A 17844-nucleotide genomic window follows, 5' to 3' on the forward strand; every position below is an offset into this window, starting at 1 on the left:
GCCGGTTCACCGCGATAGTGGTGCCGCTGCGCCGGATGTCCGGGGACTCGTCGCCGACCGAGCAGATCGAAGCAGCGATCGAGCAGGTGATGGACGAGCGCATCCGCTGGGCGGACCTGCGCCGGGCCACCGAGCACACCACGGTGGTGGTGATCTTCGACGGGTTCGACGAACTCGTCCAGGTCACCGGCACCGCCCACTCCCAGTACATCGACCGGGTGGCCGAGTTCCAGGAGACCCAGTGGGACCTGGGCTACTCCGTCATCCCGATCATCACGTCCCGGATGCTGGTGATGGACCGCGCCAGCGTGCCGCAGGGCACCGCGCTGGTGCGGCTGGAAGACCTGACCGACGCCCAGGTGACGGCCTGGTTGGCCGCCGTCAACGCGGCCAACGAGGACCGGCCCGGCTACCGTCGGCTCTCCGCCCGCGAGCTGCTGTGGCACGGCGAGCTGGCCCGCCAGCCCTTGCTGCTCACGCTGCTCGCCATCTACTACAACGAGCACTGGGCCGACCGCCGTCCCGGCGCCATGTCATCGTCCGACCTGTTCACCGGCCTGCTCACCGCGTTCATCAGACGGCAGGTGAGCGAGAAGGCGCCGACCGCCCTCCCGACGCACGAGCGGGAGGCCCGCGAACACCAACTGCGGCGCGATCTGACGATCACCGCGTTCGCCATGTTCAACCGCAACCGGGAACTGGTGAACCGGGCCGCGCTCCGCGCCGACCTCGACTGTTTCGGGCCCGGGGCCGGCGACGGCTCCCGGTTCGAACTCGGCGACGTGCTCGGCCCGGAGCAACTGGTCACCGCCGCCTTCTTCGTCGTGTACGGCCCGGACGACGTGCAGGGCGAGGACGCCCGGCGTACGTACGAGTTCCTGCACACCACCATCGGCGACTTCCTGATCGCCGAGTACGTCATCGGGGCGCTGCGGAGTCTGGCCGAGCTGCGGCGGCGCACCCTCAGCCCGGCCGGGTTCGGCTATCAGCTGGACACCGGCCAGTTCCGGGCGCTTCTCTCGCACCAGCCGCTGGTCAAGCGGGAGGCGGTGGTGGGCTTCGCGCGGGAACTCGCCTTCCGGCACCCACGGGACCGGGACGCGATCGTGGAGACGGTCGCCGGACTGCTGGCCGAGGCGCGGCAGCGGACCAACCTGGCCGGTGTGGACGGCTACCGGCCCGCGCCGTACGACCCGGTGCGGTTGCTCGCCGCGTACACCGCGAACCTGGTCGCGCTGGCCGCGCTCGTGTCACCGGACGGGGTGCGCCACAGCGACCTGATGGACGACGAGACCTGGGTGTCCACGGTGCGGCTGTGGCGGGCGGGCCTGGACGAGAAGGGCCAGCTCGCGATGATCAGTTGGCTGCGCCGGGACGCCGACGGCCGGATCGTCGCCGGGCTGCGGCGGGAACGGCGGGGGGAGAAGGTGAACGTGGCGGCCGAGGAGGCCCGGCTGCTCGGCGACGTCACCACCTACGGCCAGTTGCAGGCCGGCGCGCGGACGTGGCGCGGCCAGGCGCCGACCAGCTTCGAGGCGGGCCGGTTCCACGCCGACCTGGTGGAGCTGGCCACCCGCCGCTGGCCGGTGCCGTCACTGCACCAGCTGATCCTGTACGACGAGCGCAGCTACCGGCGGCTGTGGGCGCGTGCCGTCGAGTTCCCGGAGGCGGTGTCCAGCACGAGCGCCACGGTCCTGCTGGAATGCCTCGCCGAGGACGGCGCGCAGTTGCCACGCGAGGTGGTGTGCGGGCTGACCCGGGTGGCGCTGAGCCGCTTGCCCAGCTCACCGACAGCGCCGCCGGAGCTGATCATCTCGTGTCCGTACCTGATCGACGAGTTCCCCGAGCTGGTCGACTCGCTCGGCACGACCGACGACCACGCGGTCCTGCACGCGCTCATCCTGCGGCACGGGCTCGACCGGCTGCCGCAGCGGTACGTGGCCCGGGTGCGGGAGGTACTCACCGACATCGAGGGGCGGCTCGCGGAGCTGCCGCTGGAGGACGGCGTGGTCTCGGCCGAGATGGCCGAGCAGTTCGCGGCCGCGCGGGTCGACAACCGCACCGCGCTGTGGCTGCTCATGGCGTTGACCGAGTACGGCGACCTGGCCTGGCGGAAGATACCGCCCCGGACGATGGCCGAGCTGCTGGCGCACCGGCTGCCGGACGAGTTCCTCGACGAGGCGAGCCTGTGCCGGCTGCTCGTGGACTACCTGCGGGCGCACGACCGGGCGCCGGCCGAGGTCTCGCTGGTGTCCGCCCTCGACACGCTGCGCGTCCTCGCAGCGACCGACCAGCCCGACCAGCCCGACCAGCCCGACCAGGTCCCGGCCGCCGAGGCGGTCTGACCACGCCACCCGTACCGCCACCACCCGTTCGGAGGCCCCGATTGGCACACTCGCCCCGGCATCGAGAGCACATCGTCCGAACAGGAAGGAGGGATCTGGCGGTCGAGATCGCCGGGGCGGAACGCGGCTGGCCCGTGTTCCTGATGCACGGCACACCCGGCAGCCGGAACGGTCCACGACCACGCTCGATCGTGCTCCACCGCCTCGGCGTACGCCTAATCTCCTACGACCGGCCGGGTTATGGCGGTTCCAGCCGGCTGCCCGGCCGCCGGGTCGCGGACGCCGCCGCCGACGTCGCGGCCATCGCCGACGACCTGGGCCTGGACGGGTTCTCGGTGGTCGGCCGGTCCGGCGGCGGCCCGCACGCCCTGGCCTGCGCCGCGCTGCTGCCGGAGCGGGTACGGCGTACCGCCGTCCTGGTCGGTCTCGCCCCGGCGGGGGCGGCCGGGCTGGACTGGTTCGGCGGCATGACCGACGCCAACGTCCGTGACTACGGTGCCGCCGAGCGCGCCGTGCCGGTGCTCGCCGAGCAGTTGCGGCTGCGGGCCGAGCGCACGATGGACGATCCGGGCTCGCTGCTCGCGCTGCTGGTCGAGCAGATGACCGAGGCCGACCGCCGGGTGGTGGCCGGGGTGCCGATCCGCCGGCAGCTCACCGACGCCTACGCCGAGGCGCTGCGCCAGGGGCCGGACGGCTGGATCGACGACGTGCTGGCGCTGCGCGCCGACTGGGGCGTCACGCTGGCCGGGATCCGGATGCCGGTCCGGCTCTGGCACGGCGCCGACGACAACTTCGCCCCGGCCAGCCACACCCGGTGGCTGGCCGAGCAGATCCCCGGCGCGCAACTGCACGTGCAGCCGCGCAGCGCGCACTTCGGCGCGGTCGAGGTGCTGCCGGAGATCCTCGCCTGGCTGGCCGACCCGGTGGAGCGGGCCACCGTCAGATCGGATGCGGGTCGATGATGCGCCGCTGCAACCGGCTCTCCCGGACGGCCTCGACGGCCGGGTGGTTCTCGCCCAGCCGGTAGGTCAGCTCACGGGTGACCGCCTCCAGCTCCGCGCGCCGGCCGCTCTCCACCCGCTCCTGCATCACCACCAGGTTCGCCTGGCAGCGCAGCGTGTTCGTGTGGTCGCGGCCGAGGATCCGGACCAACCCGTCGTACGCGCGCCGCAGCAGGCTCAGCGCCTCCATGTCGGCGGCCTCCCGACCTTCCGGCGGGTCGGGCTGTTCGGCGATGCAGATGCCCTGGTTCATCCAGCCGGAGAGCGGGTACGGGTGCCCGCTGCCCAGCACGCCGGCGAGCGCGTCGGCGGACCGGCCGGCGAGCTGCCGGGCCTCGGCGAAGTCCCCGGCGCGGCGGGCCACCATGGCGAGGTTGACCATGCAGACCAGCGTCAGCGGGTGCGCCGGGCCGAGGTTGCGCTGGTAGATGCGGTGCACCTCGGTCAGTTCCCGGCTGGCGCGCTGGAACAGGTCGACGGTGAGCAGGTTGATCGACAGGCTCAGCCGGCAGGTGAGCGTCTCCGGGTTGTCCGGCCCGAACCGCTCGTTCAGCAGCTCGTAGGCGGCTTCGAGGAGCTTGCCCGCCTCGACCGCGTGCCCGGCCGCGCGCAGCGACACCGCCAGGTTCGTCTGCGTCCGCAGGGTGATCAGGTGTTCGGCTCCGGCCGTGTTCAGCAGTTCCCGGTGGACGCTGCGCAGGCGGGTGACCGACTGCTCGAAGTCGCCGGCGTCGCGCATGTCGATGCCGACGTACGCGGAGGAGGCGAGCGTGTCCGGGTGGTTCTCCCCGAGGATCGCGCGGCGCCCGGCCAGCACCATCTCGTCGTTCTTGCGGGCCTCCCGGAAGTCGCCCATCAGGCGTTGGGTGCTGGCGAGGTTGTTGAGCGCGGCGAGCGTACGCGGGTGCTCCTCGGTGAAGTTCCGCTTCCACGCGTTGAACGTGATCTCGTCGAGGCGCAGCGCCTCGTTGTACATGCCCATGCCGCGCAGGTCGCGGGCGAGCCCGCCGGCGGTCATCAGCGTGTGCGGGTGGTCCTCGCCGAGCAGTTCCCGTTGGGCTGCCAGCACCTCCTCGTCCAGCGCCCGGGACTCGGTGAACTGGCCGAGGAAGGCGAGGATGTTGGCGAGGTTGAACTGGAGGTGCAGCAACTGCCGGCGCAGGTCGTCGCGAGCCCGCGGGTCGGTCTCCTCGGCGAGCATCTGCTCCCAGGTCTGCGCGACCTCCTGCCCGAGCCGCCGGCCGGTCTCCAGGTCGCCGCGCAACTGGAGGTAGCGGACCCGGTCGATCATCAGCGCCCGCACCTCAACCTTGCTGCTCAGCGGCGCCTTGGACGCCTCCAGGTGCGGCCAGATGACCCGGAACCGCGGCCAACCGTCGGGGTCGTCGACCTCGCCCTCGGGCCGGGCGGCGGCGAGCACGAGGTGGACCTGCCGGCGGGCCTCGTCGAGTTCCGCCTCCGTCATCCGGGACCGGACGGCGTGCTGGAGCAGGCGGTGCATGAGCACCAGGCCGCCCCGGCCCCGCTCGCCGCCCGCCGGGTTCTCGGCGCGCAGGTCGACGCGCACCAGGGCGAGCCGGTTGGCCTGCTGCACCAGTTGCTGGCGGACCAGCCGTTCCTTGGCCTGCGGGTGGAACGGCACCAGCGCTTCGGCGAACTCGTCGCTGTAGACCAGGTCGGCGGAGATCTCCGGCGCGAACACCGAGCAGAGTTGCAGCACCCGGTAGGCCGCCGGGTTGCGGGTGCGCAGGTGGTTGAGCGACAGCTCCCAGGTGGCCTCCACCGAGACGTTGCTGTTCGGCTCCATCACCGCGCCCGGACCGAACTTGGCGATCTCGGTGAGGTAGCTGTCGACGGAGTGGCCGGTGTCGGCGAGCCAGGCCGCGGCGGCGGTGACAGCGATCGGCAGGTCGCCGAGCAGGGCGGCGATCCGGTCGGCCTGGTCGACGCGCATGTTCGGCACCCGCTCGGTGAGGTGCTGGATGCTCTCCGCGCGCTTGAACACGTCGACCTGGACGGTGGTGGCCCGCTCGACCCACTGGAGGTTCCGGGACGTGATCAGGACGTGGCCCTTGCCGTCCGGCACGTACGGCAGCACACCCTCGATCTCGTCCGCGTTGTCCATGATCAGCAACCAGCGCAGGTCGGTGCGCCGCAGCGCCTGGAGCACCAGACGGGCGTTCTCCCGGTTCGACTCCGACGACGGCACGCCCAGGTAGGGCGCGAGGTCACCGATTGCGGACTCGATGAACGGCACCTGGTCGGCGTCGATCCACCACACCATGTCGTACGCGGCGCGGTAACGGTGGGCGTACTCCAGCGCGAGCTGGCTCTTGCCGATGCCGCCCATGCCCTGCAACGCCACCGGCCCGGTGCCGGAGAGCACCACCTTCGGGCTGCTGCGCAGCAGCGTCCGCAGCTCGCGCAGGTCCGCCTCGCGGCCGGTGAAGCGCTTGTTGCGGCCCGGCACCTCGAACACGGTGTTGTCCCGGCCGGGGAACCGGGGACCGGTGGGCAGCTCCAGGTCGGCCGGCACCCCCTCGCGGCCGACCAGGCGCAGGATCCGCGCGGCGGCGGTCCGCGCCTCCAGGCCGGCCACCGAGACGGTGTGCGCCGCGGGCACGTTCGCCAGGCGCCGTACGTCCGCCACGTAGACGACGAGCGGCACCTGGTCGGGCGAGCGGTCCGGCGCGGCGAGCACCGCCTCCTCGTTGGCGTTGGACTCGGAGACGATGATCAGCTCCCGGGCGGTCCGGGGCACCTCGTCGTCGGTGAACCACGGGTCGGTCACCCGGACGTCGGCCGAGACCAGCAGGTGGCCGATCCACTCCGCCCACACCCGGTCGTACGGGGCGTGCCGGAGCACGATCTCGCTCTCCACCGACGTGGAGGTACGGGTGAACCGGGCGTTCACCCGCTCGCGTACCGCGCTGCTCATCGGCGGCAGCGACTCCACCTCGCCCCGGGTGATCTCCCGGGCCAGCACCTCGTACGCGGACAGCAGCGACCCGTTGACTCCTGGTTGGTCGGCGAACGTGGCGAGCAGTTCCTCGTACGCATAGAACGCCTGGTAGGGCACCTGCATCCGGGCCCAGTACCGGTCCCGGTCGGCCTCGCTCATCCCGCTCGGCAGCCCGCTGAAGCGCTGCCGCGCCACCGCCCGCCCGGTGTCCGCCTTGACCTTCTCCGCCGGGTCGATCCGCATCGGCACGGGCAGCACCCGGATCCGTCGCGACCCGTAGCGGTGCTCGACCAACCGCGCCACCTTCGCCGCGCCGGTGATGCCCTGCTCGCTGAGGGTGAAGCAGGTGACCAGCACGTCCGGTAGTTGGATGGTGCAGATGTCGGCGACGTCGGAGAACCCGGTACGGCTGTCGATGAGCACGTAGTCGTAGTTGCGTTTCATGTCGGCGCGCAGCGCGTCGAAGAAGTAGCCGCCGCCCTGCCGCTCGTAGAACTCGTCCCAGTTCATCCCGGCGAGCGCGCCCGCGTAGTCGTTGTTCTGCTGGCCGGCGCCGAGGAAGTCCAGCGTCCCGTCACCGGGGAAGTTGGACCAGTTCAGCGAGAACGAATACTTGTGCACGCGGGCGTACTGCTCGTGCCAGCGGTCGTCGCCCTTGTCCTGCTTGGTGGTGGTCGCCCACTCGTACTCGCGGATCAGGTCGATCACCCCGCCGGTGCTCTCCAGCGCGTCCCGGTCGATGAACGGCGCGAAGAAGCGCGACAGGCCGGGGGACTCCAGGTCCCAGTCGACGGCGAGCACCCGCTTGCCGTTGGCGGCGAGGATCCAGGCGACGTTGGCCAGCGCCATCGTCCGGCCGGTGCCGCCCTTGTAGGAGTAGAAGGTGACGACCTGTCCCTCGCGTCGGGTCATGTGTCCACTCCCTCGTCGGGCGGCGGGTTCTCCCAGAGCCGGGGTTTGCTGATCGGCCGTCCTGGCGGCGGGTAGGCCGGTCTCGCCTCCAGGTAGCGGCGGCGCATCCGGTCGACCAGGCCGTGGATCCCGGCCCGCCAGTCGTCGTACGTGGTGATCGCCAGGGGGCGTGCCGCAGCCGGGAAGATCGCGATGGCCCGGTCGAGCAGCACCGTCGCCTGGGAGCGACGGCCGGGCGCCGGGTCCTCGATGATGACCACGACGCCCACCCAGCGGTGCAGCGAGGCGGCGGCCGCGCGGACGGCCTCCGCACCGTCCGGCGTCTCGACCACCCGAGGATCGATCATGAGTACGCCCGGGCAGCCCCGGAACAGCCCGGCATCGGGTACGAAGTCGCGGACGTCGATCGGCATCCGCAGCCGCTGCACCGCGTCGGTCACGTCGTCGACCACGGGAGGCCGGCCGTGGAACGGGCGCCACCGGCCGGCGTGCGTGTCGGATCGTCCGTTGAGCCGGCCCGGCTCGTGCGGTTGCTCGGGCGCGATCACCACCGCCCGGAACGGCACCTCGCTGGTCGGCGACGACGGCAGGTCGGTCGGGCCGGTCGGCGGCTCGGCCGCCTGCAGCGGGGTCTGCTCGGCGGTGTCGACGATGTGCTGCGCGAGCCGGCCCAGCACCTCCTTGTAGGCGTGCTGGAACTTCTGCAGCCGGCAGAGCGCGCTCATGCCGTTGGCGGCGTACGCGTCCACGTCGGCGGCCATCGCCACCGCCCGGGCCTGGTCCGGCGCGTGCACGGCGGCGGGCGACGGGATCCACAGGACCGGCAGGATGTTGTCGCCGTCGGGCGGGCGGCCGGCCCGGATCAGCCGTTGCCGGAACCACTCCCGTTCCCGGCGCGAGTCGTCCCGGTTGAGATAGTCCGGCGAGTACAGCGGCACGAACACCTCGGCCTCGGCGAGCGCGGTGCGTTTTCGTTCCGTCCGGTCCTCCGGCGGCCGCACGATGAAGTCGGCGAAACCCTGCCGGCGTAACCGGTCGCCGGGCCGGCCGTCGATGGCCAGGTTGAGATCGTGGTAGAAGCGGCGGACCCAGTGGTCGCCCGGGGTGCGGTCGTTGTGCGTCGGCGGGGGGACGTAGCTGAGGAAGAAATAGGGCGGGCCCGGCAGCGCGGGCCGCTCAGAGGTCACGGCGACACGACCGTTCCACGGGTAGTGCGCCTGACCCCCAACCGTCAATGATCACGCGCTGCTCCCCGGTCGACACGATACGGCGTCTATCGATCAGGGTAGAGAGGCTGCGCTCGGGTTACCAGGCCCTCACCGTCCGATGTGGGCGTCCATCCACGCGACCGTGGCGCGTACCGCCGCGGCTATCGGCAGCAGCCGTGCCGGGGCGCTCCCGACCGTGCCGCGCCGGGTGAACGGTTCCCTGTCGAGTTCCACTCCGACCTCGGCGAACGGGCTCGCGTCGAGGTGCGGCGCCTCGAAGTCCAGCCGTTCCCGGCGGCCGTCGCGCAGCACATAGCAGCGGTACGGACGCCGCTGCGGCGGGCGGCGCAACCGGTACTCGGCGAGGTGCAACGCGGTACATGTCGAATAGCCGACACCGAGCAGCAGGGTCCAGGCCCCGGCGGCCTCCAGCGCGGCCAGCGGCGAGCGCTCGCCGAGATGCGAGTCCAGGTCGTGGACGCGCATCAGCTCCTCCGCTCGGGGGCCCCAGGCGCTGAACGACGTCTGCGGGTGCGGGCTGCGTACCGCGCCGGGCAACCGGCGTACGTGCTCGGCGAACGCGCCCACGCCGAACGACGGCGTGACGGCCGGGTCGAAGCCGGGCATCCGGTCCTCGTACGCCCGGCGTTCCTCGTCGGTGAGTCCGGCGGTCGCGGCGTGGTACGCGGGGCTGCTCACCGAGTTGTCGGGGGTCTGCGCCGGGACGACGACGGTGCCGGACGGCCCGACGACGGCCCGCAGCGCGTCGGCCAGCGTGGCCGGCCCGCCGGCCACCGGTCCGAGGGCACGCAGGGAGCAGTGCACGAGTACCACGTCACCGCTGCCGAGCCCGAGTGCCCGCAGGTCGGCGGCGAGCGTGTCGACCCGGTGCGCGGGCGGGACGGCGGTGGTCACGACGGCCATCCGGACATCGAGCGGGCCACCTGCCGGACCAGCCGTGAGCCGGCCGGGGTGAGCGCGTCCGCCCGTTGCAGCGCGCCGATCGCCTCGGCCGTCCAGTCCCGGTACTGCCGGTAGACCGCCTGCGCGCCGTCGACCTGGCGGTCCGCCCGGACGCGCCAGATGTCGGCCACCGCCGCGTGCGCGTAGATGCCGTGCAGGACGGCCTCCGCCGGACGCGGGTCGGGCCGCCAGCCCACAGTGATGTCGATCGGCCCGGTGCCGTCGACCAGGTCGCAGACGTCCAGCAGCGCGTTCATCTTGCTGTGCTGGAACTCGTGCACGAGCAGCACCGCCACCGACCCGGCGTCGGTCTCCGTGGCCGCGACACCGCCGAACGCCTGCCGGGCGGTCGACGCCTCGCTGACCCCGTCGCCGCTGCGCCGCAGCGGCACCACCGCCCGCAGCCCGGTACGCAGTTCCTCGGCGTGGCCCGGCACCTCGTCCCGGATCACCTGCCACGCCGCCGCGAACGTCTCCGCCCAGCGCACGGCGCCCGCGTCGTCGAGCCGGTCATCGGCGGGCAGCCGGTGGCAGTCGCGGTGCGGGTCGCCGTCCTCCAGCAGCACCGACACGTCCGGTGCGACGAGACGGCGGGTCGGCCACCAGCGGGGCCCGCCCGCCGCGCCCGGACTCACGGCCACCGTCACGTCCCCGGCCCGCACCCGCAGCGAGCCCGGGCCGGTCTCGACCCGTGCGGTGCCGTCACCCACCTCGGGCAGCAGCACCGTGCCGACCGCCGGCAGGTGCAGGCGGCCGGATCGCACCGGCACGTCGAGGCGTACCGGAACGCCTGCGTCGAGCGCGGCGGCGGCGGCGAGCGCGCTCAGATAGCCCGGCCCCTGGCGGGCACCGGTGCCGGTGCCGGCGAGGCAGTCGACAGCCCACGCGCGCACGTACGGATGGGCCGCGATCCGGGCCACTGATTCCGGCGCGCTGCGGTCGAGCGCGGTCAGCGCCTCCCAGCCGTCGGCTCCGGCCCCGCCGGCCGGCAGGCGGTCGGCCACCTCGGCGAGCAGCGCGCGGACGATGGCGATCTGTGCCTCGACGAGCCGGCCGATGGCGACCCGGTCGCCGGTCGGCGCCGCGAGGCGGTCGATGAAGTCGTCGGGCAGGCCGGCGTCGAGCCGGACGGGTTCCGGTGGGTTCTCGTTCACGTGCACGATCAGCTCTTTCAGATCGGCGCAGTAGACACTCGGATGGTCGAAGTGCCCGGCGCCGTACCGGTGGGCGAAGAGTCCGCCGCCGCACTGGTCGACCACCGGGCACCGCCGGCACTCGTCGCTGAGACCGGCCCGGCCGGAGCGGCGGCGGGCCAGGAGCGGGCTTGCCGCCACGTCGTCGGCCGCGTGCGAGAAGACAGTCATGCCGGTGGCCGGCGCGCCGTCGTACGCGGTCTTGAGCGAGTCCGCCTGCTCCCACTCGCCGTCCGTCTCGATCACGGCCAGGTCGACCGGGTCGAGGCCCAGCCATTCGGTGCCGCTGGGCCCGCCGCGTGCGGTGGACAGGAGCGAGTCGAACAGGCGCACCGGGACCGGTCGGCCGTCCGCGCGCCAGCGGTCGTGGACGGCGCGCAGCCAGCGGGCGTACGCGGTGTCCCCGGCGGCCGGCCGCCACGGCGGGTCGTCCCAGGTGGCGTGCGGGAGCAGGAAGTCGATCCGCGAGGGCTCCTGGGCGAGCAGGGCCTCGTACACCGCGATCGGGTCGTTGCGCACGTCCACCGTGCAGAGCAGGCCGGACCAGAGCCGCCGGTACGCCGGGCGGCGCAGCAGGGCGAGCGCGCGCAGCACCTGGTCGTAACTGCTGGCGCCGGACCGGTAGATCCGGTGCCTGTCGTTGGCGGCCCGGTCGCCGTCGAGCGATACGCCGACCGCCACGTCGTGTTCGGCGAGTACGTCGCAGAACCGCTCGGAGAGCAGCACGCCGTTTGTCTGCATGCCGATCCGGAGCCGGGTGACCGGCCCGATGACGCGCCGCAGCTCGGCGAGCACCTGGCCCAGCCCGTCGGGGCCGAGCAGCAGCGGCTCCCCGCCGTGCAGGACGACTGTGACGTCCGGCAGCCCGTGGGCCGCCGCGTGCTCGGCGATCCTTCCGGCCGCGGCCCGGAGCACGTCCGGCGTCATCCGTACCGGGCGGCGGCGCCAGCTCTGGTCGGCGTGTTCGTAGACGTAGCAGTGGTCGCACGCCAGGTCACACCTGGCGTGCACCTTGAGGACGAACTCGGTGAGCGCCGCGCGGGCGGGCCCCGGGGCCATCGCGGATCAGATGAACGACGAGAACTTCGCCGCCGGGATCCGGGTCTGATCGAGGTGAGCCGCCATCACCCGGCGCACGATGGGGGAGATGTCCGCGGCGGAAAGCCGGTCGAGCGGCTCCGCGCGGACCCTGACCAGCGAGACCGGGGGCTCATCCTGGCGCAAGGGTGCGGTCGTCATGAGTGTTCCTTAGGTTTGTGAATGCCGGCCGAGCACAGCGGCGACGGCCAACCTAGTGGCTTTAGGGATCCAGCGCCATCGACCCACCGGTGGGAGACGGTTCTTTTTGGACGGTTCGCCGGCCGGCGTCGTCGTCGCCCCGAGGGAGCGAGCGTAAGGGATCAATTATGCGCCTTTTTACCCATCTAGGCCACGAATCGAAAGTTCAGACTTTGCCAGAAATCGTCCACCCCAATCCCCTGGTCAGGCGAGGGATCGGGGTGGACGAGCGGCTCAGGCGGTGGGGCCGCTCCCGGACGGCGTGCCGAGGTGGATGTCGACGTCGGCTGGCTCGGTCATCTGGTCGTACGCCCTGGTCCGCAGCCGGTTGGTCTGCACCTCGCCGTCGAGCAGCGCCGCCCGCAGCGCCTCCGCGTCGCTGATCTCCTTGGCGGTCACCTCGTCGGCCGCCGTGGTGGCGCCCTGCACCACCTCCAGGTGGGTGCCGTCGGTGGGCATCAACTCGGTCCACTTCGCCAGGCAGTACACCCGCTCCGGCACGTCCTGGCACTCGGTGCTCAGCTCGGGCATCTCGTCGCCGCTGCCGAGGTGGCCGGTCCGGTACGCCGTCAGCTCGTCCACGAACGCCTCCAGCTCCCGCTCCACCTCCGGCGCCAGGCGCGTCGCCACCACCTTCCCGAAGATCCACCGCAGCGCGGCCAGCTCCATGCCGGCCCGGACCGGCAGGTAGAGCTTCGCCCAGCTGGCGTTGACGAAGTCGCCGGGGTCGCGCTCCGGGGCGCGGGCGTCGCCGCCGGACCACCACCCGGGGTACGCCACGAACGACGCGCGCTCCCAGTCGAAGACCCGGTGCCAGAAGTCGATCTCCCACGCCTCGTCCCGCACGCTGGCCGGGAAGTGCGCCTCCACGATCTGCGAGACCATCTCGTTGACCGGGGAGAAGCCGGCCCGCAGCCGCGCCTCGAACTCGTCCCCCGCCGTCTCCGCCGCCGCCAGCGCCTCGTCGCGCCGGTCCTGCCACTCCTGAAGATCGGTCAGGTAGCCCGCGACCAGCGCGTTGTACGCCGCGTCGTCGGCGGTCTGGTCCACCACCGTCGGGGTACGCCGGAACCCGGCCGCGATCTGGGCCTGCGCGCCGGGACCGCCCAGCCAGCTGGCCGCGCCCACATGGATGCGGACGCGCAGGACTGGTCGGCCGTCCGCCTCCGTCACCACCGGCACACCGACGACCTGGGCCGCGATGGCGGTCGGCGGGCGGCGGGTGATCAGGTTGAGGTTCTGCCGGATCGTGTCGACGTTGCCGTCCCACTCCCAGCCGGCGTCGACGGGGACGTCGATGTCGTAGTCGGCGCTCATGTCGCCGGTGAATCCCCACTTGTCGAGCGTGACCACGGCGGAGTACACGACGCGCGTCTCCACCGCGGCGGGCGCGCCACGCGGCGGGCGCTCCGGCTTCACCGGCATCGGGGGCAGCGCGGCGACCGCGTTGTCGCGGATCCGCTGCCGCCCGCTGGTGATCTTCTGGGCGAAGGCGAGCGCCGGGTCCTTGATCGTGGGGGCCCAGCAGACCCGTGCGCCGTACCGCTCGTGGGCCAGCTCCAGCCGTTGCAGCACCTTGAAGTAGTGCAGCGTGATCGGCGTGGCCCGGTTCGGGTTGCGGACGGTGCGCTTCGAGGACGACTCCGTGCCCGTCTCGGTGACGAGCTTGAAGTCGGTCTTGTGCTGGGTGCGGTAGCGCGCCGCGACCTTCGAGGTGGCGGTCCGGCTGTCCTTGACCGCGCGGCGGCTCGTCTCCTGGCTCGCCGCGGTGACGCTGGTGGCGAAGCCGATGGTGTGGCTGGCGTTGAAGGTGCCCCAGATGCCGGTCGGGCTGGTGTACTGGCCGGTGTGGCTCGCGTTGAGCCCCCAGGTGTCGGTGAGCGACTTCTGCCGCTCGAAGCCCTCCTGGAGTTCGGTGGTGAGCGCGCTGGTCAGCTCGACGTCGGTCTGCTGTTCCGACTCGTTCTGCTCCTCCAGGGTCAGCTCGCGCTTGGTGTAGGTGCGCTGCTCCAACACGGCCTCCTCACCGGGGGCGAGCGCCAGCGCGTAGACGTGCTCGCCGAGCGCGAAGCCCACCGGCCGGATCCGGGTGCGGTCGAGGAACGCGATGCCGACGTCGGACTGGAGCAGGCCGGCGAGGAACTCCGCCTGCTGGTCGCCGAGGAGCGTCTGGCGTCGCGCCGGCGGCTCCCGGTACGACATGCCCGAGTCGGCGCCGGGCAGCGCCTCGGTGGCGGCGTCCATCTCGTTGGCCTTCCACAGGTCGTAGAGGCCGAGTTGTTTGAGCAGGTGCGGCAGCCGGTCGCCGTCGAGCCCGCCGTAGCGGATCGCCTCGATCAGCGCCTGCTTGACGTAGAACGGCAGGATGGGCGTCTCGCCACCGCCGAACGTGAGCCGGACCGGTACGAAGTAGTTGGAGTAGACGTACCTGTCGGAATGCGCGGTGCTGAAACCAAGCGTCGCCGGATCGGCGTCGGCGACGACGACTCTGCCCATCGGTGCTCCTCTACAGCGGCAGTGTGAACAGGGAGTGCAGCCCCTGGTACGTCATCTCGTGCGAGGTGACGAAGAATCCGGGGAACAACTGGCTGAGGGCGGCCTGGCGGACGACCGTCTCGCGTACGGCGTGCGCGGTCAGCTCTTCGAGACCGGCGGCGACCTCCGCCGGCACCCCGCCCTTGGCGGCCCGCTGGTACGCCTCCGCGATCGCCTCCCAGCGACCGTCGAACGTCTCCCCGAGGTCGTCGGCGACGGTGCCCCAGGTCTTCTCGAAGCGCTCCAGTTTGGTCGAGGAGGTCCAGTCGACGTTCGTGACGCGGGCCGCCTCGGGGTCGACGAGCAGCAGGTCGGAGCGGAGGTCCCCGACGGTGGTGGAGGCCTTCCACCGGAACCGCTCGGCGAGGTGGCCGGCGAGGGCCTTCTCCGCCCCGGTCGCGGCCGGGTTGCCGGTGAAGCCGACGAGGCGCAGCAGCAGATCCCGGTCCGGGTGGCCGAGCAGCATCTGGGCGACGGTCTGGCGCAGCACCGCGTCGGAGCCGCGCAGCGCGGGCGCCAGCTCCGGGTGGGCCGTGCGGACCGCCTCGACCACTGTCGCCAGTGACTTCTCCGCGAACGCCTCCAGGCCCGGTGACCGGCCGACGAGCTGGGCGACCTCGGCGGCCATCCGCCGGTGCACCTGCTGGCCGAGCCGCCACGGTTGCGCCTGCCCGGCCTTGCGCAACGCGCGGAACTCCTCGTACGCGGCGGTCTGGAGCGCCCGGTTGAACGCGGTGGTCAGCCGCTGCTCCAGTTGCCGGGCGATGGCCGCGCGCACGACGGCGGCCTGGACGTCCCGGGGTGTCTTCGGCGGCTTCAGCTCGCGCAGGTCCTCGACCCGCTTGATGATCTCGTCCAGCGCCTCGCTCAGCTCGGCCCGGGTCGCCGCCCGGCCGGCCGACGACACCGTCTCCGACATGCTCGCCATCAGCACCGGCCGACCGTCGAGGCTGACCAGCGCGCCGAGCCGGGTGCCCGCGCCGGCGCCGGCGAACGCCTCGGCGTGCGCCGCCTGGTTGAACACGCTCAACGTCAGCTCGGCGTCGGCGAGCAGCACCCGGCCCTGCCGGAACAGCGCGTCGAGCACCTTCGGCGGGAAGAGCGTGCGCAGGACGGCCAGCCCCACCCGGGGCGTGGCGGCGATCGCGGCCCGGCCGATCGCCACCAGCAGCGCGGCCATCTGGGCGGTCAGCAGGCGCGCCTCGCGGGCGCCCGCGAGCAGCAGCGGCACGTACCGGACGGCGGCGCGCACCGCGACGCCGCCGAGCAGCCGGGCGAGATGCACCAGGCCGGTGAGCACCTGGTACAGGTCACCGGCGACGCGGCCGAGCAGCCGGCCGGCGGCGAACGGGTCGAGGTTCTCCAGGTGGCGGGCGAAATCGGCCGCCCAGCCGCGCCACAGCGCCAGCAGCCGATCCGGGACGGTGGTCGGGTCCAGCGCGGCCACGATCCCGGCCAGCGCCTGGCGTACGACGGTGGCCTGGTCGGCGATGCGTTGCACACCGGCGCGGGGGTCGACCGTCAGCACGATGAGCGTGGTGAACTGTTCCTGCTGAAGGCGGCCGATCAACTGCACGAGCTTGCCGAGGTCGACCACCACCGTCGCGACGGATTCCCCGACGCCGACGGCGAACCCGTCGAGGAACAGCTTCGGGTTGATCCCGTTCCAGGCCGCGTAGTGCCGCATCGCGTCGAGCAGCGCGGGGTCGAGGCCGAGCAGGAGACGGCGGAACGCGCCGTCGGTGTCGACGTCCGAGGCGGCCAGGTCGAAGAACGCCTCGGCCAGCCGCAGTCTCGCCAGCATCGCGACCAGGTCCCAGACGTTGTCGGCGGTGATGCGCCCGCTCATCGCGGTCAGGACCCGCTCGCGGGTCATCGACCGGGTGGCGTGCGCGTCCAGCCAGTACTTGACGGTCAGCGCGACGAACTCCACCCGCGGGTCCTGGGTGCGTACGCCGAAGATCGCGGCCCGGTCCTCGGCGGACACCCGCGGCACGCTGAACCAGTCCCGGATCATGACGGATTCGTTCGCCGGCTGCCCCAATTCCCCCACCCCCTCCAGCCGTGTGCACTGTCGAGCCGTGGTGCGGGCAGCGGTAGTGCTGGGTCGAGAAGCTGACATGGGCCGGTAACGTCACGCGCCCGCCTTCCATCGACTGTTACGACTTGACGAACGGCGTGTTATCGCTCACAGTCGATGGCACGGGGCGGCGGGAGCGATGGGTCGCCGAGCGGGCGCGGACGGCCGCGTGGCAGGCCGGGTGTGAGGTCAGTGCGCCAGCGCTAATTGTTAGCGCTCACAAGTGTGATCTGAGGGAGGAACATGTTTGCTTTTGGTAGATCCCCATCGACGGTGTCGCCCCCGCGACGGCGCGGCTGGATGCCGCGAGTCGTCGCGACCGGCGCTGCCGCGGTCCTCGTCGGCGCCGCCGCCGTGGCGGCCGTGTCCGCGCCCGCCGCAGCCGCGAGCGTCGACACGAACGCCTGGTACGTCCTGGTCAATCGCAACAGTGGCAAGGCGCTCGACGTCTACAACCTGGCCACTAACGACGGCGCGCGGATCGTGCAGTGGTCCCGCAACAACGGCAACCAGCAGCAGTGGCAGTTCGTCGACTCGGGCGGCGGCTACTACCGGCTGAAGTCCCGGCTGTCCGGCAAGGTGCTCGACGTCTACAACTGGTCGACCGCCAACGGCGGCAGCATCGTGCAGTGGTCCGACACCAACGGGACCAACCAGCAGTTCCGGCTGGCCGACTCCGACAGCGGATACGTCCGGCTGATCAACCGCAACAGCAACAAGGTGGTGGAGGTGCAGGGCGCCTCGACCGCCGACGGCGGAAACATCGTCCAGTACGACGACTGGAACGGCGCCAACCAGCAGTGGCAGCTCGTCCGCGTCGACGGTGGTGGCGGCAACCCCACCACGCCGCCTCCCACCACGCCGCCGCCGGGTGGCACGTGCAACCTGCCGTCGTCGTACCGGTGGTCGTCGACGGGCGCGTTGGCGCAGCCGCGGTCGGGCTGGGTGTCGTTGAAGGACTTCACGGTGGTGCCCTACAACGGGCAGCACCTGGTCTACGCGACCACGCACGACACCGGGTCGTCGTGGGGGTCGATGAACTTCGGCCTGTTCTCCAACTGGTCACAGATGGCCTCGGCCTCGCAGAACGCGATGTCGTCGGGCACTGTGGCGCCGACGTTGTTCTACTTCGCGCCGCGCAACATCTGGGTCCTCGCGTACCAGTGGGGACCGACCGCGTTCTCCTACCGCACCTCCAACGACCCCACCAACCCGAACGGGTGGTCGTCGGCGCAGCCGTTGTTCACCGGCAGCATCTCCGGTTCCGGCACGGGCCCGATCGACCAGACGCTGATCGCCGACGACCAGAACATGTACCTGTTCTTCGCCGGTGACAACGGCAAGATCTACCGCTCCAGCATGCCGAT

General features: G+C 72.1%; 10 protein-coding genes. 3 read left to right on the top strand and 7 right to left on the bottom strand.

Annotated features, from left to right (window positions below):
- Positions 1-2345, top strand: a 2345-nt coding sequence (locus A8711_RS23005; protein WP_069089294.1) for an NACHT domain-containing NTPase, incomplete at its 5' end; no start/stop codon positions are given.
- A gap of 41 nt (positions 2346-2386) precedes the next feature.
- A complete protein-coding gene (locus A8711_RS23010) occupies positions 2387-3307 on the top strand; it encodes an alpha/beta fold hydrolase (protein ID WP_069089295.1) in 921 nt (306 codons plus the stop codon).
- Here A8711_RS23010 and fxsT read toward each other — a convergent pair.
- The 7 genes from fxsT to A8711_RS23040 form a co-directional block, all read right to left on the bottom strand.
- Positions 3285-7220: an FxSxx-COOH system tetratricopeptide repeat protein gene (fxsT, locus tag A8711_RS23015; protein WP_069089296.1), complete on the bottom strand. Its 3936-nt coding sequence runs from the start codon at positions 7218-7220 to the stop codon at positions 3285-3287. The two genes, A8711_RS23010 and fxsT, sit on opposite strands and share 23 nt — an antisense overlap.
- Positions 7217-8407 (bottom strand): TIR-like protein FxsC, encoded by a 1191-nt coding sequence (locus A8711_RS23020; RefSeq protein WP_064448829.1) that lies wholly within the window; start codon positions 8405-8407, stop codon positions 7217-7219. The genes fxsT and A8711_RS23020 overlap by 4 nt, the downstream gene beginning before the upstream one ends.
- A gap of 129 nt (positions 8408-8536) precedes the next feature.
- Entirely contained in the window at positions 8537-9352 is an 816-nt protein-coding gene (locus A8711_RS23025; protein WP_064448828.1) for an aminoglycoside N(3)-acetyltransferase, read from the bottom strand.
- Positions 9340-11643 carry an FxsB family cyclophane-forming radical SAM/SPASM peptide maturase gene (locus A8711_RS23030; protein ID WP_069089297.1) on the bottom strand — a complete coding sequence of 768 codons (2304 nt, stop codon included), beginning with the start codon at positions 11641-11643 and terminating at the stop codon, positions 9340-9342. The genes A8711_RS23025 and A8711_RS23030 overlap by 13 nt, the downstream gene beginning before the upstream one ends.
- A gap of 6 nt (positions 11644-11649) precedes the next feature.
- Positions 11650-11823 carry a hypothetical protein gene (locus A8711_RS32505; RefSeq protein ID WP_166456745.1) on the bottom strand — a complete coding sequence of 58 codons (174 nt, stop codon included), beginning with the start codon at positions 11821-11823 and terminating at the stop codon, positions 11650-11652.
- Positions 11824-12096: 273 nt separating this feature from the next.
- The gene (locus A8711_RS23035; RefSeq protein WP_069089298.1) at positions 12097-14358 is read right to left on the bottom strand and encodes a hypothetical protein; all 2262 of its coding nucleotides are present in this window, start codon (positions 14356-14358) and stop codon (positions 12097-12099) included.
- A gap of 10 nt (positions 14359-14368) precedes the next feature.
- The gene (locus A8711_RS23040) at positions 14369-16414 is read right to left on the bottom strand and encodes a hypothetical protein (RefSeq protein ID WP_233607865.1); all 2046 of its coding nucleotides are present in this window, start codon (positions 16412-16414) and stop codon (positions 14369-14371) included.
- Positions 16415-16720: 306 nt separating this feature from the next.
- Here A8711_RS23040 and A8711_RS23045 point away from each other — a divergent pair.
- The coding region (locus A8711_RS23045; RefSeq protein ID WP_069089300.1) for a non-reducing end alpha-L-arabinofuranosidase family hydrolase at positions 16721-17844 on the top strand (1124 nt) is incomplete at its 3' end.

Source organism: Micromonospora sp. II, assembly GCF_001709195.1.
Lineage (GTDB): Bacteria > Actinomycetota > Actinomycetes > Mycobacteriales > Micromonosporaceae > Micromonospora > Micromonospora chalcea.

Coding starts and splice junctions, on each gene's coding strand:
- A8711_RS23035 (WP_069089298.1), bottom strand. CDS start 14,358: ATGGGCAGAGTCGTCGTCGCCGACGCCGATCCGGCGACGCTTGGTTTC.
- A8711_RS32505 (WP_166456745.1), bottom strand. CDS start 11,823: ATGACGACCGCACCCTTGCGCCAGGATGAGCCCCCGGTCTCGCTGGTC.
- A8711_RS23030 (WP_069089297.1), bottom strand. CDS start 11,643: ATGGCCCCGGGGCCCGCCCGCGCGGCGCTCACCGAGTTCGTCCTCAAG.
- fxsT (WP_069089296.1), bottom strand. CDS start 7,220: ATGACCCGACGCGAGGGACAGGTCGTCACCTTCTACTCCTACAAGGGC.
- A8711_RS23025 (WP_064448828.1), bottom strand. CDS start 9,352: ATGGCCGTCGTGACCACCGCCGTCCCGCCCGCGCACCGGGTCGACACG.
- A8711_RS23040 (WP_233607865.1), bottom strand. CDS start 16,414: ATGATCCGGGACTGGTTCAGCGTGCCGCGGGTGTCCGCCGAGGACCGG.